This window comes from Microbacterium sp. SZ1 (assembly GCF_002362255.1).
Taxonomy (GTDB): Bacteria; Actinomycetota; Actinomycetes; order Actinomycetales; family Microbacteriaceae; genus Microbacterium.
Map to the genome: position 1 here is coordinate 1 of NZ_LPVV01000034.1, position 15,931 is coordinate 15,931.

Genomic DNA, 15,931 nt, shown 5'->3' on the forward strand with positions numbered 1-15,931 from the left:
GCCGCGGCATCCGACCCCCTTCTGCACCTGTGATCAGGCGAAGGCCTCGATCGGCGGGCAGGCGCACACGAGGTTGCGGTCGCCGTAGGCCTGATCGATACGTCGCACCGGCGGCCAGTACTTGCCCGCGACGAGCGCGTGCACGGGGTAGGCGGCGTCCTCGCGGGTGTAGGCGTGCTTCCACTCCCCCGCGATGAGCGACACCGCGGTGTGCGGAGCGTTGACCAGAGGGTTGTCGTCGGCGGGCCAGCGGCCGGCGGCGACGGCATCGGCCTCCGCCTTGATCATGACCATGGCCTCGACGAAGCGCTCGATCTCGTCGATGTCCTCCGACTCGGTCGGCTCGACCATGAGGGTGCCCGCGACCGGGAACGACATGGTGGGGGCGTGGAAGCCGTAGTCGATGAGCCGCTTCGCGACGTCGTCGACCGTCACACCGGTCGCCTCCTTCAGCGGACGCAGGTCGAGGATGCACTCGTGCGCCACCCGCCCGTTCTCTCCGCTGTAGAGCACCGGATAGTGCCCCCCGAGGCGCGCGGCGATGTAGTTCGCCGACAGGACGGCGGATGCCGTGGCGCGGCGCAGGCCGTCGGCGCCCATCATGCGGACGTACGCCCACGAGATCGGCAGGATGCCGGCGGAGCCGTATGGAGCTGCCGAGATCGGACCGCCGTCGAACACGAAGCCGCCCGCGTGCTCGGCGCGCTGCGCGAGCGGGTGCGACGGGAGGAACGGCGCGAGGTGCGCCTTCGCGGCGACCGGGCCGACGCCGGGTCCGCCGCCGCCGTGCGGGATCGCGAACGTCTTGTGCAGGTTGAGATGCGAGACGTCGCCGCCCAGGTCGCCGAAGCGCGCGTAGCCGAGCAGGGCGTTGAGGTTGGCGCCGTCGACGTACACCTGTCCGCCCGCGTCATGCACGGCGGAGGTGATCTCCACGACGTCCTGCTCGTACACGCCGTGCGTGGACGGGTAGGTGATCATGAGCGCGGCCAGCTCGTCGGCGTGCTGCGCGATCTTGGCGCGGAGATCCGCGAGGTCGACGTTGCCGAGCTCGTCGGTCGCGACCACGACCACCTTCATGCCTGCGAGCACCGCCGAGGCGGCGTTCGTGCCGTGGGCCGACGACGGGATCAGGCAGATCGTGCGATGCGTGTCGCCGTTGGCGTGGTGGTATCCCCGGATCGCGAGGAGTCCGGCGAGTTCTCCCTGGGACCCTGCGTTCGGCTGCAACGAGACCGCGTCGTACCCGGTGACCTCGGCCAGCCACGACTCGAGCTGCTCGATGAGGTCGAGGTAGCCCTGCACGTCGGACGCCGGGGCGAACGGGTGGATGCCTGCGAACTCCGGCCACGTGATCGCGGCCATCTCGGTGGCGGCGTTGAGCTTCATCGTGCACGAGCCGAGCGGGATCATGCCCCGGTCGAGCGCGTAGTCCCGGTCGGCCAGCGACTTCAGGTACCGCATCATGGCGGTCTCGCTGCGGTGCGCGTGGAAGACGGGATGCGTGAGGTACTCGTCCTGGCGGAGCAGCGCCTCGGGAAGCGCCGACAGCAAGCCGGTCAGCCCGAACACCCGCTGCTGCGGACCGCCGAACACCCGCGCGACCTCATGGAGGTCGGCGGTCGTGGTGGTCTCGTCGACCGAGATCCCGACCGTGTCGGCATCCACCGGGCGGAGGAGGAGGCCCTTCTCGTGCGCCGCGGCGATGCACTCGGCTGCGGCACCGGGGACCCGCACCTGCAGGGTGTCGAAGAAGGAGTCGTGCACGATGTCGGCGCCGGCGTCGACCAGCCAGTCGCGGAGCAGCGCGGCCTTCGCCGCCGTCTCCCGGGCGATGGCGCTGAGCCCGTCCGGGCCGTGGTACACCGCGTACATCGATGCCATGACCGCGAGCAGCACCTGGGCGGTGCAGATGTTCGACGTCGCCTTCTCGCGGCGGATGTGCTGCTCGCGTGTCTGGAGCGACAGGCGGTACGCAGGGCGTCCGTCGGCGTCCACCGACACACCGACGAGGCGTCCGGGGAGCTGACGCTCTAGTCCTGCACGCACGGCCATGTACCCGGCGTGCGGACCGCCGAAGCCCATCGGCACACCGAAGCGCTGCGTCGTTCCGACGGCGACGTCGGCGCCCATGCTCCCGGGCGAGGCGATGAGGGTCAGAGCGAGCAGGTCGGCCGCGACGACCGCGAGTCCGCCTGCGAGGTGCGCGGCGTCGATCACGGCGCTCGGATCCCACACACGACCGGAGGCGCCGGGGTACTGCACGAACACTCCGAACAGCTCGGCGGGCAGCTCCTCTCCCGCGGCGAGGTCGACCGTGACGAGCTCGATGCCCACGGCCTCCGCCCGGGCGGCGAGCAGCGCCGTCGTCTGCGGAAACGCGTCGGCGTCCACGGCGAACACGTTCGACGTGGTCTTCGAGGCGCGGCGAGCGAGCAGCATCCCCTCGACCACGGCCGTCGATTCATCGAGCATCGACGCGTTCGCGGTGGTGAGACCCGTCAGCTCGGAGACCATGGTCTGGAAGTTGATGAGCGCCTCGAGGCGGCCCTGCGAGATCTCCGGCTGGTACGGCGTGTAGGCGGTGTACCAGGACGGGTTCTCGAGGACGTTCCGCTGGATGACGCTGGGCGTGATCGTGCCGTAGTAGCCGAGGCCGATCATCGGTCGGTTCACGGCGTTGCGGCGGGCGAGCGAACGGAGCTCGGCCAGCGCCTCCGTCTCGCTCGCTGCGGGCGGGATGACGCTGTCCTCGCGCTCGGGGGTGAAGATCGAGGCCGGCACGGCCTCGCGCATCAGCGCCTCGATCGAGCTCTGGTCGGCGGACTCGGCGGAGAGACCGAGCGCCTCGAGCATCCGGCTCTGGGCGGACGGGGTGAGTCCGATATGACGATCGGCGAAGGAGACCACGACGCGATCAGCCCTCCGTGTGCGCGACGTATGCGTCGCGGTCGAGGAGTCCGTCGAGCGCGTCGTCCGCGACCTCGACCTTGATGAGCCACGCGTCCTCGAACGGCGAGGAGTTCAGCAGCGCCGGGTCGTCGACGACGGCTTGGTTGATCTCGGTCACCGTGCCCGCGACGGGCGCGTAGAGCTCGGAGACCGACTTGGTCGACTCGGCCTCGCCGAACACGTCGCCGCGGGAGACGGCCGTGCCGACGGCGGGCAGCTCCACGAAGACGATGTCGCCGAGGGCGTCAGCCGCGAAGTCGGTGATGCCGACGGTCGCCACGGCGCCGTCGACCGAGACCCATTCGTGCTCTTCGCTGTACTTGAGAGTGGTCAGGTCGGTCATTTCGTCCTCCGATAGAAAGGCAGAGCGGTCACGGTCGCGGGAATGCGGGTTCCCCGCACGTCAAGGAATACTGCGGATCCCTCCGCAGCGGAAGAAGGGTCGACGTACGCCATCGCGATGGGATGGCCGAGCGTCGGGCTCAGCGCGCCGCTCGTGATCTCGCCGATCGGCGTGCCGTCCTCGGTCACGACCGCGTAGCCGGCACGGCCGGCGCGCTTGCCCTCGGCCGCGAGGCCCACCAGGACGCGGGCATCGGGTGCCGGGTCGACGGCATCCTTCCCGACGAAGCTCTCCTTCGCCGAGACGACGACCCGGCCCAGACCGGCCTGGGCCGGCTTGGTGTCGAGGGTCAGCTCGTGGCCGTAGAGCGGCATGCCCGCCTCGAGGCGGAGCGTGTCACGGGCGGCGAGTCCTGCCGGTACCAGTCCGTGCGGCTCTCCGGCGGCGACCACGGCGTCCCACAGCGCGCCGGCGAGCGCCGCGGGGACGAGGAGCTCGAAGCCGTCCTCGCCGGTGTAGCCGGTGCGGGCGAGCAGCAGCGGCTGACCGCCGAACGTCGCGGTCGCCCACGCGTAGTAGCGCTGCTCGGGCCACGGGATGCTGACGTCGACGATGCCCTGGGTCTCGGCGAGGATCGCCTCGGCGTTCGGACCCTGCACCGCGATGAGCGCGTAGTCGTCGGAGACGTCGGTCACTTCGACCGTGAAGCCGTCGGTGCGCGCGGACAGCGCATCGCGCACGGCATCCCGGTTTCCGGCGTTCGAGATGACGAGGTAGTCGTCATCGGCCAGGCGGTAGACGATCACGTCGTCGATGATGCCGCCGGTCTCGGCGAGCAGCAGGGAGTACTTCGCCTTGCCGACCGCGAGCGCGGACAGCCGCCCGGCAAGGGTGTAGTCGAGGTAGGCGTCCGCCTCGGCGCCGCGCACCGTGAACTCGGCCATGTGCGAGATGTCGAAGATCCCCGCGGCCCGGCGCACCGCGTGGTGCTCGGCGAGGTCCGACGTGTAGCGGACCGGCATCTGCCAGCCGCCGAAGTCGGTGAAGGAGGCGCCGAGAAGCTCGTGGCGGTCTCGCAGCGGTGTGTAGCGGGGGTCGGACATGGAGTTCTCCCGGGCTGGGTCGGGCGGAACGGCGGCGACGTCGTTCCTCGGAACTCCCCCTCTGTCATGGGCCTGAGAGTTTCACCCCTGAGGGGCTTTCACCGTCGGCGGACGTGGGGCTCTGCGCTTCACGTCTCTTTTCAGAGTGGCCGGGACCCCGCGGTACGCGTACCTGAGAGATTGGCGGGGAGGCTTGCTCCTTCGGTGCCCGGCTGCGTTCGCCGGGGCTCTCCCGCGTGGCCCGTTCGGCCTGTGTTCGATTGTGGTCCCAGTGTAGCGGGTGCCCCCGCGCCGAACGCCCCTAGAGCCCGGCGAGCTCGGCCCGCACCTCGTCGCGGAGGCGACCCAGGTTCTCGGGCTCGGGCGCAGCGCCGAGCAGCGTCCTGGTGTACTCATGCTGCGGGTGCAGGATGACGTCGTCGGCCGGCCCTCGCTCGACCACGTCGCCCTTGTAGAGCACCATGATCTCGTCGCTGAAGTGGCGCGCCGTGGCGAGGTCGTGCGTGATGTACAGCACTCCCAGGTCGTCTTCGCGCTGCAGGTCGGCGAGGAGGTTGAGCACCCCGAGCCGGATCGACACGTCGAGCATCGACACGGGCTCGTCCGCGACGATGAACCTCGCTCCCGGTGCGAGGGCGCGCGCGATCGCGACGCGCTGCCGCTGTCCGCCCGACAGCTCGTGCGGCCGCCGTTCGGCGAAGCTCTCCGCCGGCGTCAGACGCACACGCTCCAGCAGCTCGAGAGCGCGCTCGCGCACCTCTGTGCGCGACAGCTGCGGGTGATGCAGCCGGATCGGCCGCTCCAGGTGGTGGAAGATCGTGTGGTACGGGTTCAGCGACGCGAACGGGTCCTGGAACACCATCTGCACCTGCGAGCGGTAGCCCTCCACCGCGCGACCGCTCGCGCCGGTCTCCTTCCCGTCGAGCAGGATCTGCCCGCTCGTCGGGGTCTCGAGCTTCATCAGCATCCGAGCGATCGTCGACTTGCCCGATCCCGACTCCCCGACGAGCGCGATCGTCTTTCCCGCCTCGATCGTGAACGAGACGTCCTTGACGGCGTGCAGCGTCGAGGTCTTGAATCCGGATCGCAGGTGGAAGTCCTTGACGAGGTTCCTCGCCTCGAGGGTGGGGGCGCTCATCGGATCTCCTCCTGGCTGACGCGACTGCCGGTGCGGACGAAGTCGCCGCGCTCCCCCATCAAGCTCGGGAAGCTGGACAGCAGGCGCTTGGTGTACTCGTGCTGCGGGGTGCGGTAGATCTCCTCCGCCGTACCCTGCTCGACGATCTCGCCCTGCAGCATCACCGCGATGCGGTCGCTGATCTCGATGAGCATCGGCAGGTCGTGGGTGATGAAGATGACCGCGAACCCGAGGCGCTCGCGCAGGCGCATGATCTCGCGGATGATGCCCCGCTGCACGACGACGTCGAGCGCGGTGGTCGGCTCGTCCATGACCATGACCTGCGGGTCGAGGGCGAGGGCCATCGCGATCATCATGCGTTGCCGCATACCGCCCGACAGCTCATGCGGGAAGCTGCGGAGGCGAGAGGGATCGACGCCGACGAGCGTGAGCAGCTCCTCGGCCCTGGCCTGCTTGTCCCGCTTCGACATGCCCGGTCGGTGCGTGTCGAAGATGTCGAAGATCTGCGCCCGCACGTCGATCACCGGGTTGAGCGAGTTCATCGCGCCCTGGAACACCATCGAGATCTTGTCCCAGCGGAAGGCCCGCAGCCCGTCGCCGTCGAGCGCGACCACGTCGATGTCGGTGCCGTTGCGATCGTGGAAGACGATCTCGCCGCCCGTCATAAGCGCCGGCGCTTTGAGCAGCCGGTTCATGCCGTACGCGAGGGTGGTCTTGCCGCATCCCGACTCTCCGGCGAGGCCGAGGATCTCGCCGCGGTTGAGGGTCAGCGAGACGTTGCGGACCGCCTTCACCGGCGGGTCGACCTCGTACTCGATGGACACGTTGCGTGCGGTCAGCACGGCTTCCGGGGCGATCACGCGGCCACTCCCTTCGTCTTGGCGGCCTTGCGCACGCGGCGCGCGGCGTCGGGCGCGTTGCGCAGCTTGGGGTTGATGACCTCGTCGATCGCGAAGTTGATGAGGGCGAGACCCGCGCCGAGCACCGCGATCATCACGCCCGGCGGCACGAACCACCACCAGGCGCCACGGCCGAGCGCCTGGCCGGACTGGGCGTCGTTGAGGATGCTGCCCCACGTGATCGAGGAGTTCGGGCCGAGACCGAGGTACGACAGACCCGCCTCCCCGAGGATCGCGAAGATGATCGCGAAGAGGAACTGCGCGGTGAGCAGCGGAAGCAGGTTGGGCATGATCTCGACGAGGATGACGCGGAACGAGCGCTCCCCTGCGACCTTCGATGCATAGACGTAGTCGCGCGTGCGCAGCGAGCGGGTCTGCAGCCGCAGCACGTACGCGGCTCCGGCCCACGAGGTGATGCCGAGCACGAACGCCACGAGCTGCCAGCTGCGCTGCGGCACGAAGGACGCGATCACCATCACGAGCGGAAGCCCGGGGATGACGATCATCACGTTGGTCAGCAGTGCGAGGGCGTCCTCGCGCCAGCCGCCGAGGTAACCGGCCAGCACGCCGAAGACCAGCGACAGGACGATCGCGATGCCGCCGGCCACGACGCCGACGAGCAGCGATCCCTGCGCGCCGATCGCGAGCTGCGCGAGCATGTCGTTGCCGAGCTTGGTCGTGCCGAGCCAGTGCTCGGCGGACGGCGGCTGGAGGGCGGCGTTGTCGGTGCTGCGCGGGTTCTGCGTGAAGAACGGGGCGATGATCGCGAAGAGCACGATCGACAGCACGAGCACGAGGCCGACGACGAACTTCGCCGAACCGGTCGGCAGCAGGCCACGCCCCTTCTTCGGCTTCTGCGTCGCGAGCGTGACGGTGGTGGCCGGCTCCGCGGCCGGCTGCTCTTTGACGATCTGCATCGGGGTGAGCTTGGTGTCAGACATTCTGGCGCGCCCTCGGGTCGATGAATCCGTAGATCAGGTCCATGAAGAAGTTGGCGGCGAGCACCGTGATCGTGATGACGAGGAACAGCCCCTGCATGAGGGCGTAGTCGTTGTTCGTCACGGCCTGGAACATGAGCTTGCCGATGCCGGGGTAGGTGAACACCTGCTCCATGACGATCGAACCGGCGACGACGAAGCCGAGGGTGATCGAGAAGCCGGCGATCGACGGGATGGCGGCGTTGCGCGCGGCGTACGTCGTCATGATGCGTCGCGGACGCAGGCCCTTGGCCTCGGCCGTGAGGACGTAGTCCTCCGACATCGTCTGCACCATCATGTTGCGCATGCCGAACAGCCATCCCCCGACGGAGCTGACCACGATGGTGAGCGCGGGGAGGATCGCGTGCGACAGCGCGTTCGAGAAGAACGCCCACGTCGGCTCGGGGCCGTCGGGGAAGTCGAACACGTCGTAGCCGCCGAAGATCGGGAACCATCCCAGGCCCACGGCGAAGACGGCGACGAGGATGAGCGCCATCCAGAAGTACGGGATCGACTGCAGCACGGTCGTCGCGGGGATGATGTGGTCGACCCAGGTGCCGCGCTTCCATCCGGCCCAGGCGCCGAGCACGACGCCGAGGATGAAGGAGATGACGGTCGCGGTGCCGACGAGGATGAGCGTCCACGGCAGTGCCTGGCCGATCAGCTCGGTCACCGGTGTCGGGAACTTGGTGACGGAGATCCCGAGGTCGCCCTGGAACATCCGCCCCCAGTAGGAGAGGTACTGCTCCCACAGGGAGGAGTCGTCGCCGCCGAGGAGCAGCTTGATGTTGCGGATGGTGGTTTCGGAGACCTCTCCGCCCGCGCGCTGCATCTTGGCGATCATGATGTCGGCCGGATTGCCCGGCATCATGCGGGGAAGCAGGAAGTTGATGGAGATGGCGGCCCACAGCGTGAACGCGTAGAACCCTATTCGTCGTGCGTAGAACTTCATGACGGTCTTCTTCGACTCCCTGCTTCCCCGGTGACGCGGACTACTCGGCGGGCTGGAGGTGCGTCAGCACGTAGCCGGCCGCGATCGAGCCCCAGGACGGCGGGAAGGCGTAGAGGTCGTCCTCCGTCGGCCAGCCCGTGTAGTCCTTCGTGTTGTAGAAGGTCTGGGTCGCGTTGATCACCAGCGGGATGTACGGGAGGTCGCGCACGATCTCGGTCTGGATGGTCGCGTACAGCTCCTTCTTCGTCGCCTCGTCGTTCGTGCTGATGGCGGACTGCACGGCCTGGTCGACGACCGGGTTGTTGTACCGGCTGAAGTTCCAGCGACCGGTCGGGACCTCTTCACCCACCGGACCGGTGGAGCCGACGGTCGTGCCGCCGAACCAGTCGCGGTAGATCTGGAACGGGTCAGCGACCGACGTGCCGATCATGCCGCCGACGATGAGCTGGAAGTCGCCGCTCTGACGGGAGTCGGAGAACTCCTGCCACTGCACGGTGGAGGCGTTGATCTTGATGCCCGCGGCCTCGGCCTGCTCGGCGATCAGCTTCGCGGCGTCGTTGTAGTCGGTCCAGCCATCGACCGAGGTCAGCGTGAGCTCGACCTTCTGGCCGTCCTTCTCGTAGATGCCGTCCGAGCCCTTGGTGTAGCCGGCGGCTTCGAGGATCGACCCCGCCTCGGCGGCATCCGGCTCCTGCGGGCTGACCTCGTTCGCGGAGTCGGCGACCCACTTCTCGTCACGCGGAAGCAGCGCGTACGTGGGCGAGATGTCGCCGGTCAGGCCGACGAACGCCTTGTCCTTGATGGTGCCGCGGTCGATCGCGGCGTTCAGCGCCTGACGCACGGCGACATCGGTCTGCGGACCGGAGCAGCCGAGCTCCGCGTTGGAGCAGGTGTAGAGGACGGTCGGGTCCTGCGGGGTGTTGATCCACGAGATCGCGCCGTTCGCGGTGACGTCGTCGGGGTTCGGGATGAACATGCCGGTCCAGTCCAGCTTGCCGGCGGCGAGGAGGTCCTGCGCGGTCTGGTTGTTGTCGACAGCGATGTACTGCACCTTCTTGACGCCGAGGTCGTCGGCGCCGCGGAAGTTCTCGTTCGCGACGAGGGTGTAGGACTCGCTCGTGGTCTTGTCGACGACGTAGGGGCCGGAGCCGACCGGCTCCTCGTTGGCGAAGTTCGCGTAGTCGTCGACATCCGCCCAGATGTGCTCGGGGAGGATGTACGTCGAGCCGAGACGCTGGAACTCGGTCGTGAACTGCGCGGTCGAGTACGTGAGCACGACGGTCGTGTCGTCGGTCGCCTCGGCAGAGACGAGGCCGTTGCCCTCGGGGTTGTTCGCCTCGTAGTTGAACGAGAACGCGACATCGGCCGCGGTGAGCGGCTCTCCGTCGCTCCACTTCAGGTCGGGCTTGATGGTGATCGTGATCACCGTGCCGTCCTCGTTGTACTCGTACGTGTCGCCGATCATGCCCTCGGGCTCGGAGTCGGCAGTCTTGTTGAAGAAGAACAGCGGCTCGTAGATGGGGCCGAGCGCACCGTGGAGCACGGTGGGCGCGAAGGGGTTGTAGTTCGCCGTGATCGGGGTCTGGCTTCCGGCCCAGACGCGGAGCGCGCGGTCGCCGTCGGCGCCACTCCCGTCGTTGCCACCCGCGCCACAGGCCGTCAGGCCCAGGGCGAGGACGGAAGCCCCCGCCACGGCGGTGAGCGCGATCTTGCGCTTTCCGGTACGGATCATTCTGTCGTTTCCTCTCGGTGCTGCACTGCAGGAGGGATTCTCCGGATGGAGACGGACCCCTGGGCGGGGCTCGGGCAAACCCCGGAAGGGGGTTTGTTAGGACAGTAACCTAACAAACCCGCCCACCCTCGACAAGGGCTCTGAACGCTCCTGCATAACGTTTCGGACTCGACCGACGGATGCCGTCACACAGCTGCACTAAGGGTCGCGATGACACTAAGATCGAACGCAGGAGGTTAAGGTGCGCAAGACTCAAAGTACTGGGATCGATGTCGCCGTGTCGACCGTGATCCTCACGCTGCGGCGTGCCGAGAGCGGCGAACCCGTGCTCGCCCTGCCCCTCGTGCGTCGCACCCGCGCTCCCTTCGACGGCGAGTGGGCACTGCCCGGCGGATGGCTCACCGCGGCCGAGTCGCCCGTCGACGCCGCAGCGCGCACCCTGGCCGAGACCACCGGCCTCACCCCGAGCTACCTCGAGCAGCTTTACGCGTTCGGAGCCGTCGACCGCTCCCCCACCCGGGTCGTGTCCATCGTGTACTGGGCGCTGCTCCGGCAGGACGACGTCGACGCGCAGAGCGCCGCGCACCGTGCATCCGGTCTCGCGCCGGAGAACGTGCGCTGGTTCGATCTCTCCGAGCGCCCGGCACTCGCCTTCGACCACGACAAGATCGTCGACTATGCACTGTGGCGCCTCCGCAACAAGGTCGGCTACAGCCGCGTCGCACAGGGGTTCCTCCCCGCCGAGTTCACCCTTTCCGATCTCCGCGAGGCGTATCAGTCGATCCTCGGTCGCCAGCTGGACCCGGCGAACTTCCGCCGTCAGGTCGAGTCGACGGGGAATCTGATCCCCACCGACCGCTTCCGCACCGGAAGCCACCGCCCCGCCCGCCTCTACCGATACGACACCGATGTGGAGCTGGCCGACCACGGCCCGCTCGGACCCGAGGAAACGAGCATCCGATGAGCATCACCTTCGTCCCCACCCCGTCCGTTCCGCGCTCGGACGCCTCGGTGGATCACGCGATCCAGGCGATCGTCGCCGGCGCCTCGACCGACGCGACCTGTACGACCGATCTCGCCGCGGGCCCGTGGGACTTCGACATCCGTCCCGGATACGGACCGGGGTCGTCGATGGGCGACGTGATCCCCACCGGCGCACCACGGCAGGGCGAGCTCCCGGCCGAGTATCGCGAGGCGTCCGAGGAGGAGCTCGACGAGCGGATCCGAACCGCCAAGGAGACGCTCGGAGACCGCGTCGTGATCCTCGGCCACTTCTACCAGCGGGAGGAGGTCGTGCGGCACGCCGACTACGTCGGCGACTCGTTCCAGCTCGCGACCGCGGCGAAGGACCGACCGGATGCCGAGGCCATCGTGTTCTGCGGAGTGCACTTCATGGCCGAGACCGCCGACCTCCTCTCCGGGCCGGACCAGGCCGTCGTGCTGCCGAACCTCGCGGCCGGCTGCTCCATGGCCGACATGGCCGACATCGATCAGGTCGAGGACTGCTGGGAACAGCTGTCCGACGTGCTCGGCGACCTCGACGAGCAGGACGAAAACGGGCGGGTCCCGGTCATCCCGGTGACCTACATGAACTCCTCGGCGGCGATCAAGGGCTTCGTCGGACGCCACGGCGGAATCGTCTGCACCTCCTCGAACGCGCAGACGGTGCTGGAGTGGGCGTTCGAACGCAGCCGCCGGGTGCTCTTCTTCCCCGACCAGCACCTCGGCCGCAATACGGCGAAGGCCATGGGCGTGCCGCTCTCGCAGATGCCGATGTGGAATCCCCGCAAGGCCCTCGGCGGATCCACCGAGAGCGAGCTCCTCGACTCGCGCGTGATCCTCTGGCACGGCTTCTGCTCCGTGCACCGCCGATTCACCGTCGGCCAGATCGAGCAGGCGCGCCGCGAGCACCCCGGCGTCCGCGTCATCGTGCACCCCGAGTGCCCGATGGAGGTCGTCGACGCCGCCGACGAGGCCGGATCGACGGACTACATCCGCCGGGTCATCGCCGCCGCGACCGACCCGACGACCTTCGCGATCGGCACCGAGATCAACCTGGTGCGGCGCCTCGCCGCCCAGTCCCCCCAGCACGAGATCTTCTGCCTCGACCCGGTCGTGTGCCCGTGCTCGACGATGTACCGCATCCACCCCGGTTATCTCGCGTGGGTGCTGGAGGAGATCGTCGCCGGGCGCACTCCGAACCGCATCCAGGTGACCTCCGACGTGGCCGATCCCGCCCGCGTCGCCCTCGAGCGGATGCTGGCCGCGAAGCCCCCGGCGGCGAGCGCGCGATGAACGTCGTCGTGGTCGGATCCGGCATCGCCGGACTCACCGCCGCGCTGCACGCCGCGGAAGCCGGTCACCGCGTGACGCTGGTGACGAAGGACGCCATCGGTGAGGGATGCACGAGCTACGCGCAGGGCGGCGTCGCCGGCGTCTACGGGCCGCACGACTCCGCGGAGCAGCACGCCGCAGACACGCTCAGCGCGGGCGCCGGACTCGCCGATGCCGACGCCGTCGACGTGCTCGTCCGGGATGCGGGCGCGCGGATCGCCGAGCTGATCGCCCGCGGCGTCGCCTTCGACCGGGATGCCGACGGCCGGCTGCTGCTCGGACGGGAAGCGGCGCACAGCCACGCGCGCATCGTGCACGCAGGCGGGGATGCGACGGGCGCCGCGATCGCGCGGGCACTGGTGGCGGCAGTGCGCGGCGACGTGCGGGTCGCGGTCGTCGAGCGCGCCATGCTGGTCGACCTCATCGTCGCGGTCGGCGCAGTGCGCGGCATCCGTCTTCTCCGCGACGGCGTGACTGCCGATCTGGAAGCCGATGCGGTGATCCTCGCGACGGGCGGCGCCGGCTGCCTCTACGCGCAGACGACGAATCCCGAGGGCACGACCGGCGACGGCATCGCGGCGGCGATCCGTGCCGGTGCGGCCGTGACCGACCTGGAGTTCGTGCAGTTCCACCCGACCGTGCTCGCGGTCGGCTCCCCGTTCCTGATCTCGGAGGCCGTGCGCGGCGAGGGAGCCACCCTCGTCGACGACACCGGCCGACGCTTCGTCTTCGACAGCCACCCCGACGGCGAACTGGCTCCCCGAGACGTCGTGTCGCGGGCGATCGCGCGGCGAGCCGCCGAGCAGGGCTCCTCCGTGCACCTCGACGCGACGATGCTCGGGGCGGGGCGGCTGGCCCGGCGCTTCCCGACGATCGATCGCGTCACGCGCGAACGGGGCCTCGACTGGTCGGCGCAACCGCTCCCCGTCACACCCGCGGCGCATTATCTGATGGGCGGGGTGCGGACCGACCTCGACGGCCGCACCACTCTCCGTGGCCTCTTCGCAGCCGGCGAGCTCGCCCGCACCGGTGTGCACGGCGCGAACAGACTCGCTTCGAACTCGCTGCTGGAGGGGGCGGTGTTCGGCGCCCGCGCGGCAGCCGCGCTCACCGCTCCGTGGCGCGAGATGCGGGTGGCCGCGCGCCCGAAGCCGATGACCGCGCCGGCCGCTGCGAACACCCCGTTCGCCCGCGACGCGCTGCAGCGGCTGATGTGGGATCACGTCGGACTGCTCCGCGACACCCCCGGCCTCGAGGCGGCCCTCGCGACCGTGCGGGCCTGGGCTGCTGCTGCGACGCCGCCCGTGACGGTTCGGGAGCACGAGGACGCGAATCTGCTGTTGCTGGCCGAGGCGACGGCATCCGCCGCCCTCGCCCGCGTCGATCCGATCGGCGCGCACTATCGCGAACCCGCACCCGCACCCCTCCTGGAGACCGTCTGATGCTCACTCCCGCCGTCATCGCCCGCGTCGTCGGCGCCGCCCTCGACGAGGACGCACCCTGGGGCGACCTCACGAGCACCGCTCTGCTGCCGTCGGACGCGACGGCCACCGCCGATCTCGTCGCGCGAGAACCCGGCGTCTTCAGCGGCGGCGAGGTCTTCACCGCCGCCTTCACGCTCACCGACCCCGCGATCCGGGTCGATGTGCACGTCGGCGACGGAGACGAGTTCTTCGCCGGCGATGTCCTGGCGACCGTGTCGGGGGGTGCCCGAGGCATCCTCACGGCCGAGCGGATCGCGCTGAACTTCACGCAGCGCATGAGCGGAATCGCCACGCTCACCGCCGCCTACGTCCGCGCGACCGCGGGCACCGCGGCCCGCATCGCGGATACCCGCAAGACCACGCCGGGCCTGCGAGCCTTCGAGCGGCACGCCGTCGTCTCCGGCGGCGGCCACAACCACCGTCACTCGCTCTCGGACGCGGTCATGGCGAAGGACAATCACCTCGCGGTGCTGCAGCGCTCCGGGCGCGACCTCGCCTCGGCGCTGCGAGAGGCGCTCGCGCAGCTCCCCCACACGACCCACGTCGTCGTCGAGGTCGACCGCCTCGACCAGATCGACGCGGTCATCGCGGGCGGCGCGCACACCGTGCTGCTCGACAACTTCACACCGGATGAACTGCGCGCGGGGGTCGCCCTCATCGACGGACGCGCCCAGGCCGAGGCCTCGGGAGGTGTGAGTCTCGACAGCGTCGCCGCCATCGCCGCCACCGGGGTCGACGTGATCTCGGTCGGGGCGCTCACGCACTCAGCCCGCGCGCTGGATCTGGGCCTGGACGTGCGGATCGACTGAGCCGATGCTGTACCTCGACCACGCCGCGACCTCGCCCCTGCGCCCCGAGGTGCGCGACGCCATGCTTCCCTACCTGACCGGGGCGTTCGGCAACCCCTCCAGCCACCACACCGTCGGAGAGGCCGCGGCGCAGGCGCTGGAGGATGCGAGGTCGCGGGTGGCGACGGTGCTCGGATTCCGGAGCGGAGATGTGATCTTCACTGGCGGCGGCACGGAGGCGAACAACCTCGCCGTCAAAGGCATCGTGCTCGCGGCGCTCGCTCGCGGGCGGCGTCACCTCGTCGTATCGTCGATCGAGCACGAGTCGGTGCTCGCCCCGGCCGACTATCTGCACCGATTCCACGGCGTCGAGGTGACGCACCTGCCGGTCGACGGCGCCGGGCGCATCGAGGTCGACGACCTGCGTGCGGCGCTGCGCGACGATACCGCGCTCGTCTCGGTCGACCACGCGAACAACGAGATCGGCACGGTGCAGGACATCGCGGCGCTCTCGGCGCTGACCTCGGCGGCCGCGGTGCCGCTGCACGTCGACGCCGTGCAGTCGGCGGGCTGGCTCCCCCTGCACGAGCTCGGCGCGGATGCCGTGACGATCGCCGGGCACAAGATCGGCGCACCTCAGGGCATCGGCGTGCTCGCCGTTCGGGGCCGTGTGCCCGTCGAACCGCTGCTGCACGGAGGAGGACAGGAACGCGGTCGCCGTTCCGGCACCGAGAACGTCGCCGGTGCCGTTGCGCTCGCCACCGCGCTCGATCTCGCCGCCTCGGAGCAGCAGGAGGTGTACGGGCGCGTCGGCGAAGCCACCGCGCGGTTCATCGCGGGTGTGCTCTCCTCCGTGCCCGAAGCCGCGCTCACGGGCGATCCGCACTCGCGCCTGCCGGGCTGTGCGAGCTTCACGTTCGCCGGAGTCAACGGCGAGACGGTGCTGCTGGAGCTCGAGCGTCGCGGTGTCGTGTCGTCGAGCGGATCGGCGTGCGCCGCCGACAGCGGCGAGCCGTCGCACGTGCTCCTCGCCTGCGGCCTCGATCCGGATCTCGCTCAGACCGCAGTGCGGTTCACGTTCGGGCGCGAGCCGCTGCCGACGGAGGTCCCCGGCCGACTCGCCGCTGCGGTCGCCGACGCGGTGCGCGCGGCGGCGGGGAACTGACGACGGGGCACGGCGCGCCGGCCGTCGCGTGCCCCGTCGGCCGCCGCCGTCGAGGATCGCCCCG

Annotated in this window: 13 protein-coding genes and 2 riboswitches; of the genes, 5 read left to right on the top strand and 8 right to left on the bottom strand. The window is 69.7% G+C overall.

Annotated elements, in window-relative coordinates:
* Positions 1-33: 33 nt before the first annotated feature.
* The 8 genes from gcvP to AUC47_RS10835 form a co-directional block, all read right to left on the bottom strand.
* The gene (gene gcvP, locus AUC47_RS10800) at positions 34-2,910 is read right to left on the bottom strand and encodes an aminomethyl-transferring glycine dehydrogenase (protein ID WP_096715198.1); all 2,877 of its coding nucleotides are present in this window, start codon (positions 2,908-2,910) and stop codon (positions 34-36) included.
* A gap of 7 nt (positions 2,911-2,917) precedes the next feature.
* A complete protein-coding gene (gcvH, locus tag AUC47_RS10805; RefSeq protein WP_096715199.1) occupies positions 2,918-3,295 on the bottom strand; it encodes a glycine cleavage system protein GcvH in 378 nt (125 codons plus the stop codon).
* Positions 3,292-4,398 (bottom strand): glycine cleavage system aminomethyltransferase GcvT, encoded by a 1,107-nt coding sequence (gene gcvT, locus AUC47_RS10810; protein ID WP_096715200.1) that lies wholly within the window; start codon positions 4,396-4,398, stop codon positions 3,292-3,294. The genes gcvH and gcvT overlap by 4 nt, the downstream gene beginning before the upstream one ends.
* Before the next feature lie 51 nt (positions 4,399-4,449).
* Positions 4,450-4,548, bottom strand: a riboswitch (glycine riboswitch).
* Positions 4,549-4,643: riboswitch (glycine riboswitch) on the bottom strand.
* Between the two features lie 56 nt (positions 4,644-4,699).
* Complete coding sequence (locus AUC47_RS10815; protein ID WP_096715201.1) at positions 4,700-5,536, bottom strand: ATP-binding cassette domain-containing protein; 837 nt, start codon at positions 5,534-5,536, stop codon at positions 4,700-4,702.
* Complete coding sequence (locus AUC47_RS10820; protein WP_096715345.1) at positions 5,533-6,393, bottom strand: ABC transporter ATP-binding protein; 861 nt, start codon at positions 6,391-6,393, stop codon at positions 5,533-5,535. Before AUC47_RS10820 ends, AUC47_RS10815 begins: the two co-directional genes overlap by 4 nt.
* The gene (locus tag AUC47_RS10825; protein ID WP_096715202.1) at positions 6,393-7,376 is read right to left on the bottom strand and encodes an ABC transporter permease; all 984 of its coding nucleotides are present in this window, start codon (positions 7,374-7,376) and stop codon (positions 6,393-6,395) included. The genes AUC47_RS10820 and AUC47_RS10825 overlap by 1 nt, the downstream gene beginning before the upstream one ends.
* Positions 7,369-8,364 (bottom strand): ABC transporter permease, encoded by a 996-nt coding sequence (locus AUC47_RS10830; RefSeq protein ID WP_096715203.1) that lies wholly within the window; start codon positions 8,362-8,364, stop codon positions 7,369-7,371. The genes AUC47_RS10825 and AUC47_RS10830 overlap by 8 nt, the downstream gene beginning before the upstream one ends.
* A 40-nt stretch (positions 8,365-8,404) precedes the next feature.
* Entirely contained in the window at positions 8,405-10,096 is a 1,692-nt protein-coding gene (locus AUC47_RS10835) for an ABC transporter substrate-binding protein (RefSeq protein WP_096715204.1), read from the bottom strand.
* A gap of 277 nt (positions 10,097-10,373) precedes the next feature.
* On the opposite strand from AUC47_RS10835, the gene AUC47_RS10840 reads away from it, so the two are divergent.
* The 5 genes from AUC47_RS10840 to AUC47_RS10860 are packed head-to-tail and all read left to right on the top strand — an operon-like array spanning position 10,374 to position 15,867.
* Entirely contained in the window at positions 10,374-11,060 is a 687-nt protein-coding gene (locus AUC47_RS10840; protein WP_096715205.1) for an NUDIX hydrolase, read from the top strand.
* Positions 11,057-12,391, top strand: a complete 1,335-nt coding sequence (gene nadA / locus AUC47_RS10845; protein ID WP_096715206.1) for a quinolinate synthase NadA — start codon at positions 11,057-11,059, stop codon at positions 12,389-12,391. The genes AUC47_RS10840 and nadA overlap by 4 nt, the downstream gene beginning before the upstream one ends.
* A complete protein-coding gene (nadB, locus tag AUC47_RS10850; RefSeq protein WP_096715207.1) occupies positions 12,388-13,872 on the top strand; it encodes an L-aspartate oxidase in 1,485 nt (494 codons plus the stop codon). The genes nadA and nadB overlap by 4 nt, the downstream gene beginning before the upstream one ends.
* Positions 13,872-14,723 carry a carboxylating nicotinate-nucleotide diphosphorylase gene (gene nadC / locus AUC47_RS10855; RefSeq protein ID WP_096715208.1) on the top strand — a complete coding sequence of 284 codons (852 nt, stop codon included), beginning with the start codon at positions 13,872-13,874 and terminating at the stop codon, positions 14,721-14,723. Before nadB ends, nadC begins: the two co-directional genes overlap by 1 nt.
* A gap of 4 nt (positions 14,724-14,727) precedes the next feature.
* Entirely contained in the window at positions 14,728-15,867 is a 1,140-nt protein-coding gene (locus AUC47_RS10860; RefSeq protein WP_096715209.1) for a cysteine desulfurase family protein, read from the top strand.
* Positions 15,868-15,931: the final 64 nt, after the last annotated feature.

Coding starts and splice junctions, on each gene's coding strand:
- AUC47_RS10815 (WP_096715201.1), bottom strand. CDS start 5,536: ATGAGCGCCCCCACCCTCGAGGCGAGGAACCTCGTCAAGGACTTCCAC.
- gcvT (WP_096715200.1), bottom strand. CDS start 4,398: ATGTCCGACCCCCGCTACACACCGCTGCGAGACCGCCACGAGCTTCTC.
- AUC47_RS10860 (WP_096715209.1), top strand. CDS start 14,728: ATGCTGTACCTCGACCACGCCGCGACCTCGCCCCTGCGCCCCGAGGTG.
- AUC47_RS10830 (WP_096715203.1), bottom strand. CDS start 8,364: ATGAAGTTCTACGCACGACGAATAGGGTTCTACGCGTTCACGCTGTGG.
- AUC47_RS10825 (WP_096715202.1), bottom strand. CDS start 7,376: ATGTCTGACACCAAGCTCACCCCGATGCAGATCGTCAAAGAGCAGCCG.
- gcvH (WP_096715199.1), bottom strand. CDS start 3,295: ATGACCGACCTGACCACTCTCAAGTACAGCGAAGAGCACGAATGGGTC.
- nadB (WP_096715207.1), top strand. CDS start 12,388: ATGAACGTCGTCGTGGTCGGATCCGGCATCGCCGGACTCACCGCCGCG.
- nadA (WP_096715206.1), top strand. CDS start 11,057: ATGAGCATCACCTTCGTCCCCACCCCGTCCGTTCCGCGCTCGGACGCC.
- AUC47_RS10835 (WP_096715204.1), bottom strand. CDS start 10,096: ATGATCCGTACCGGAAAGCGCAAGATCGCGCTCACCGCCGTGGCGGGG.
- nadC (WP_096715208.1), top strand. CDS start 13,872: ATGCTCACTCCCGCCGTCATCGCCCGCGTCGTCGGCGCCGCCCTCGAC.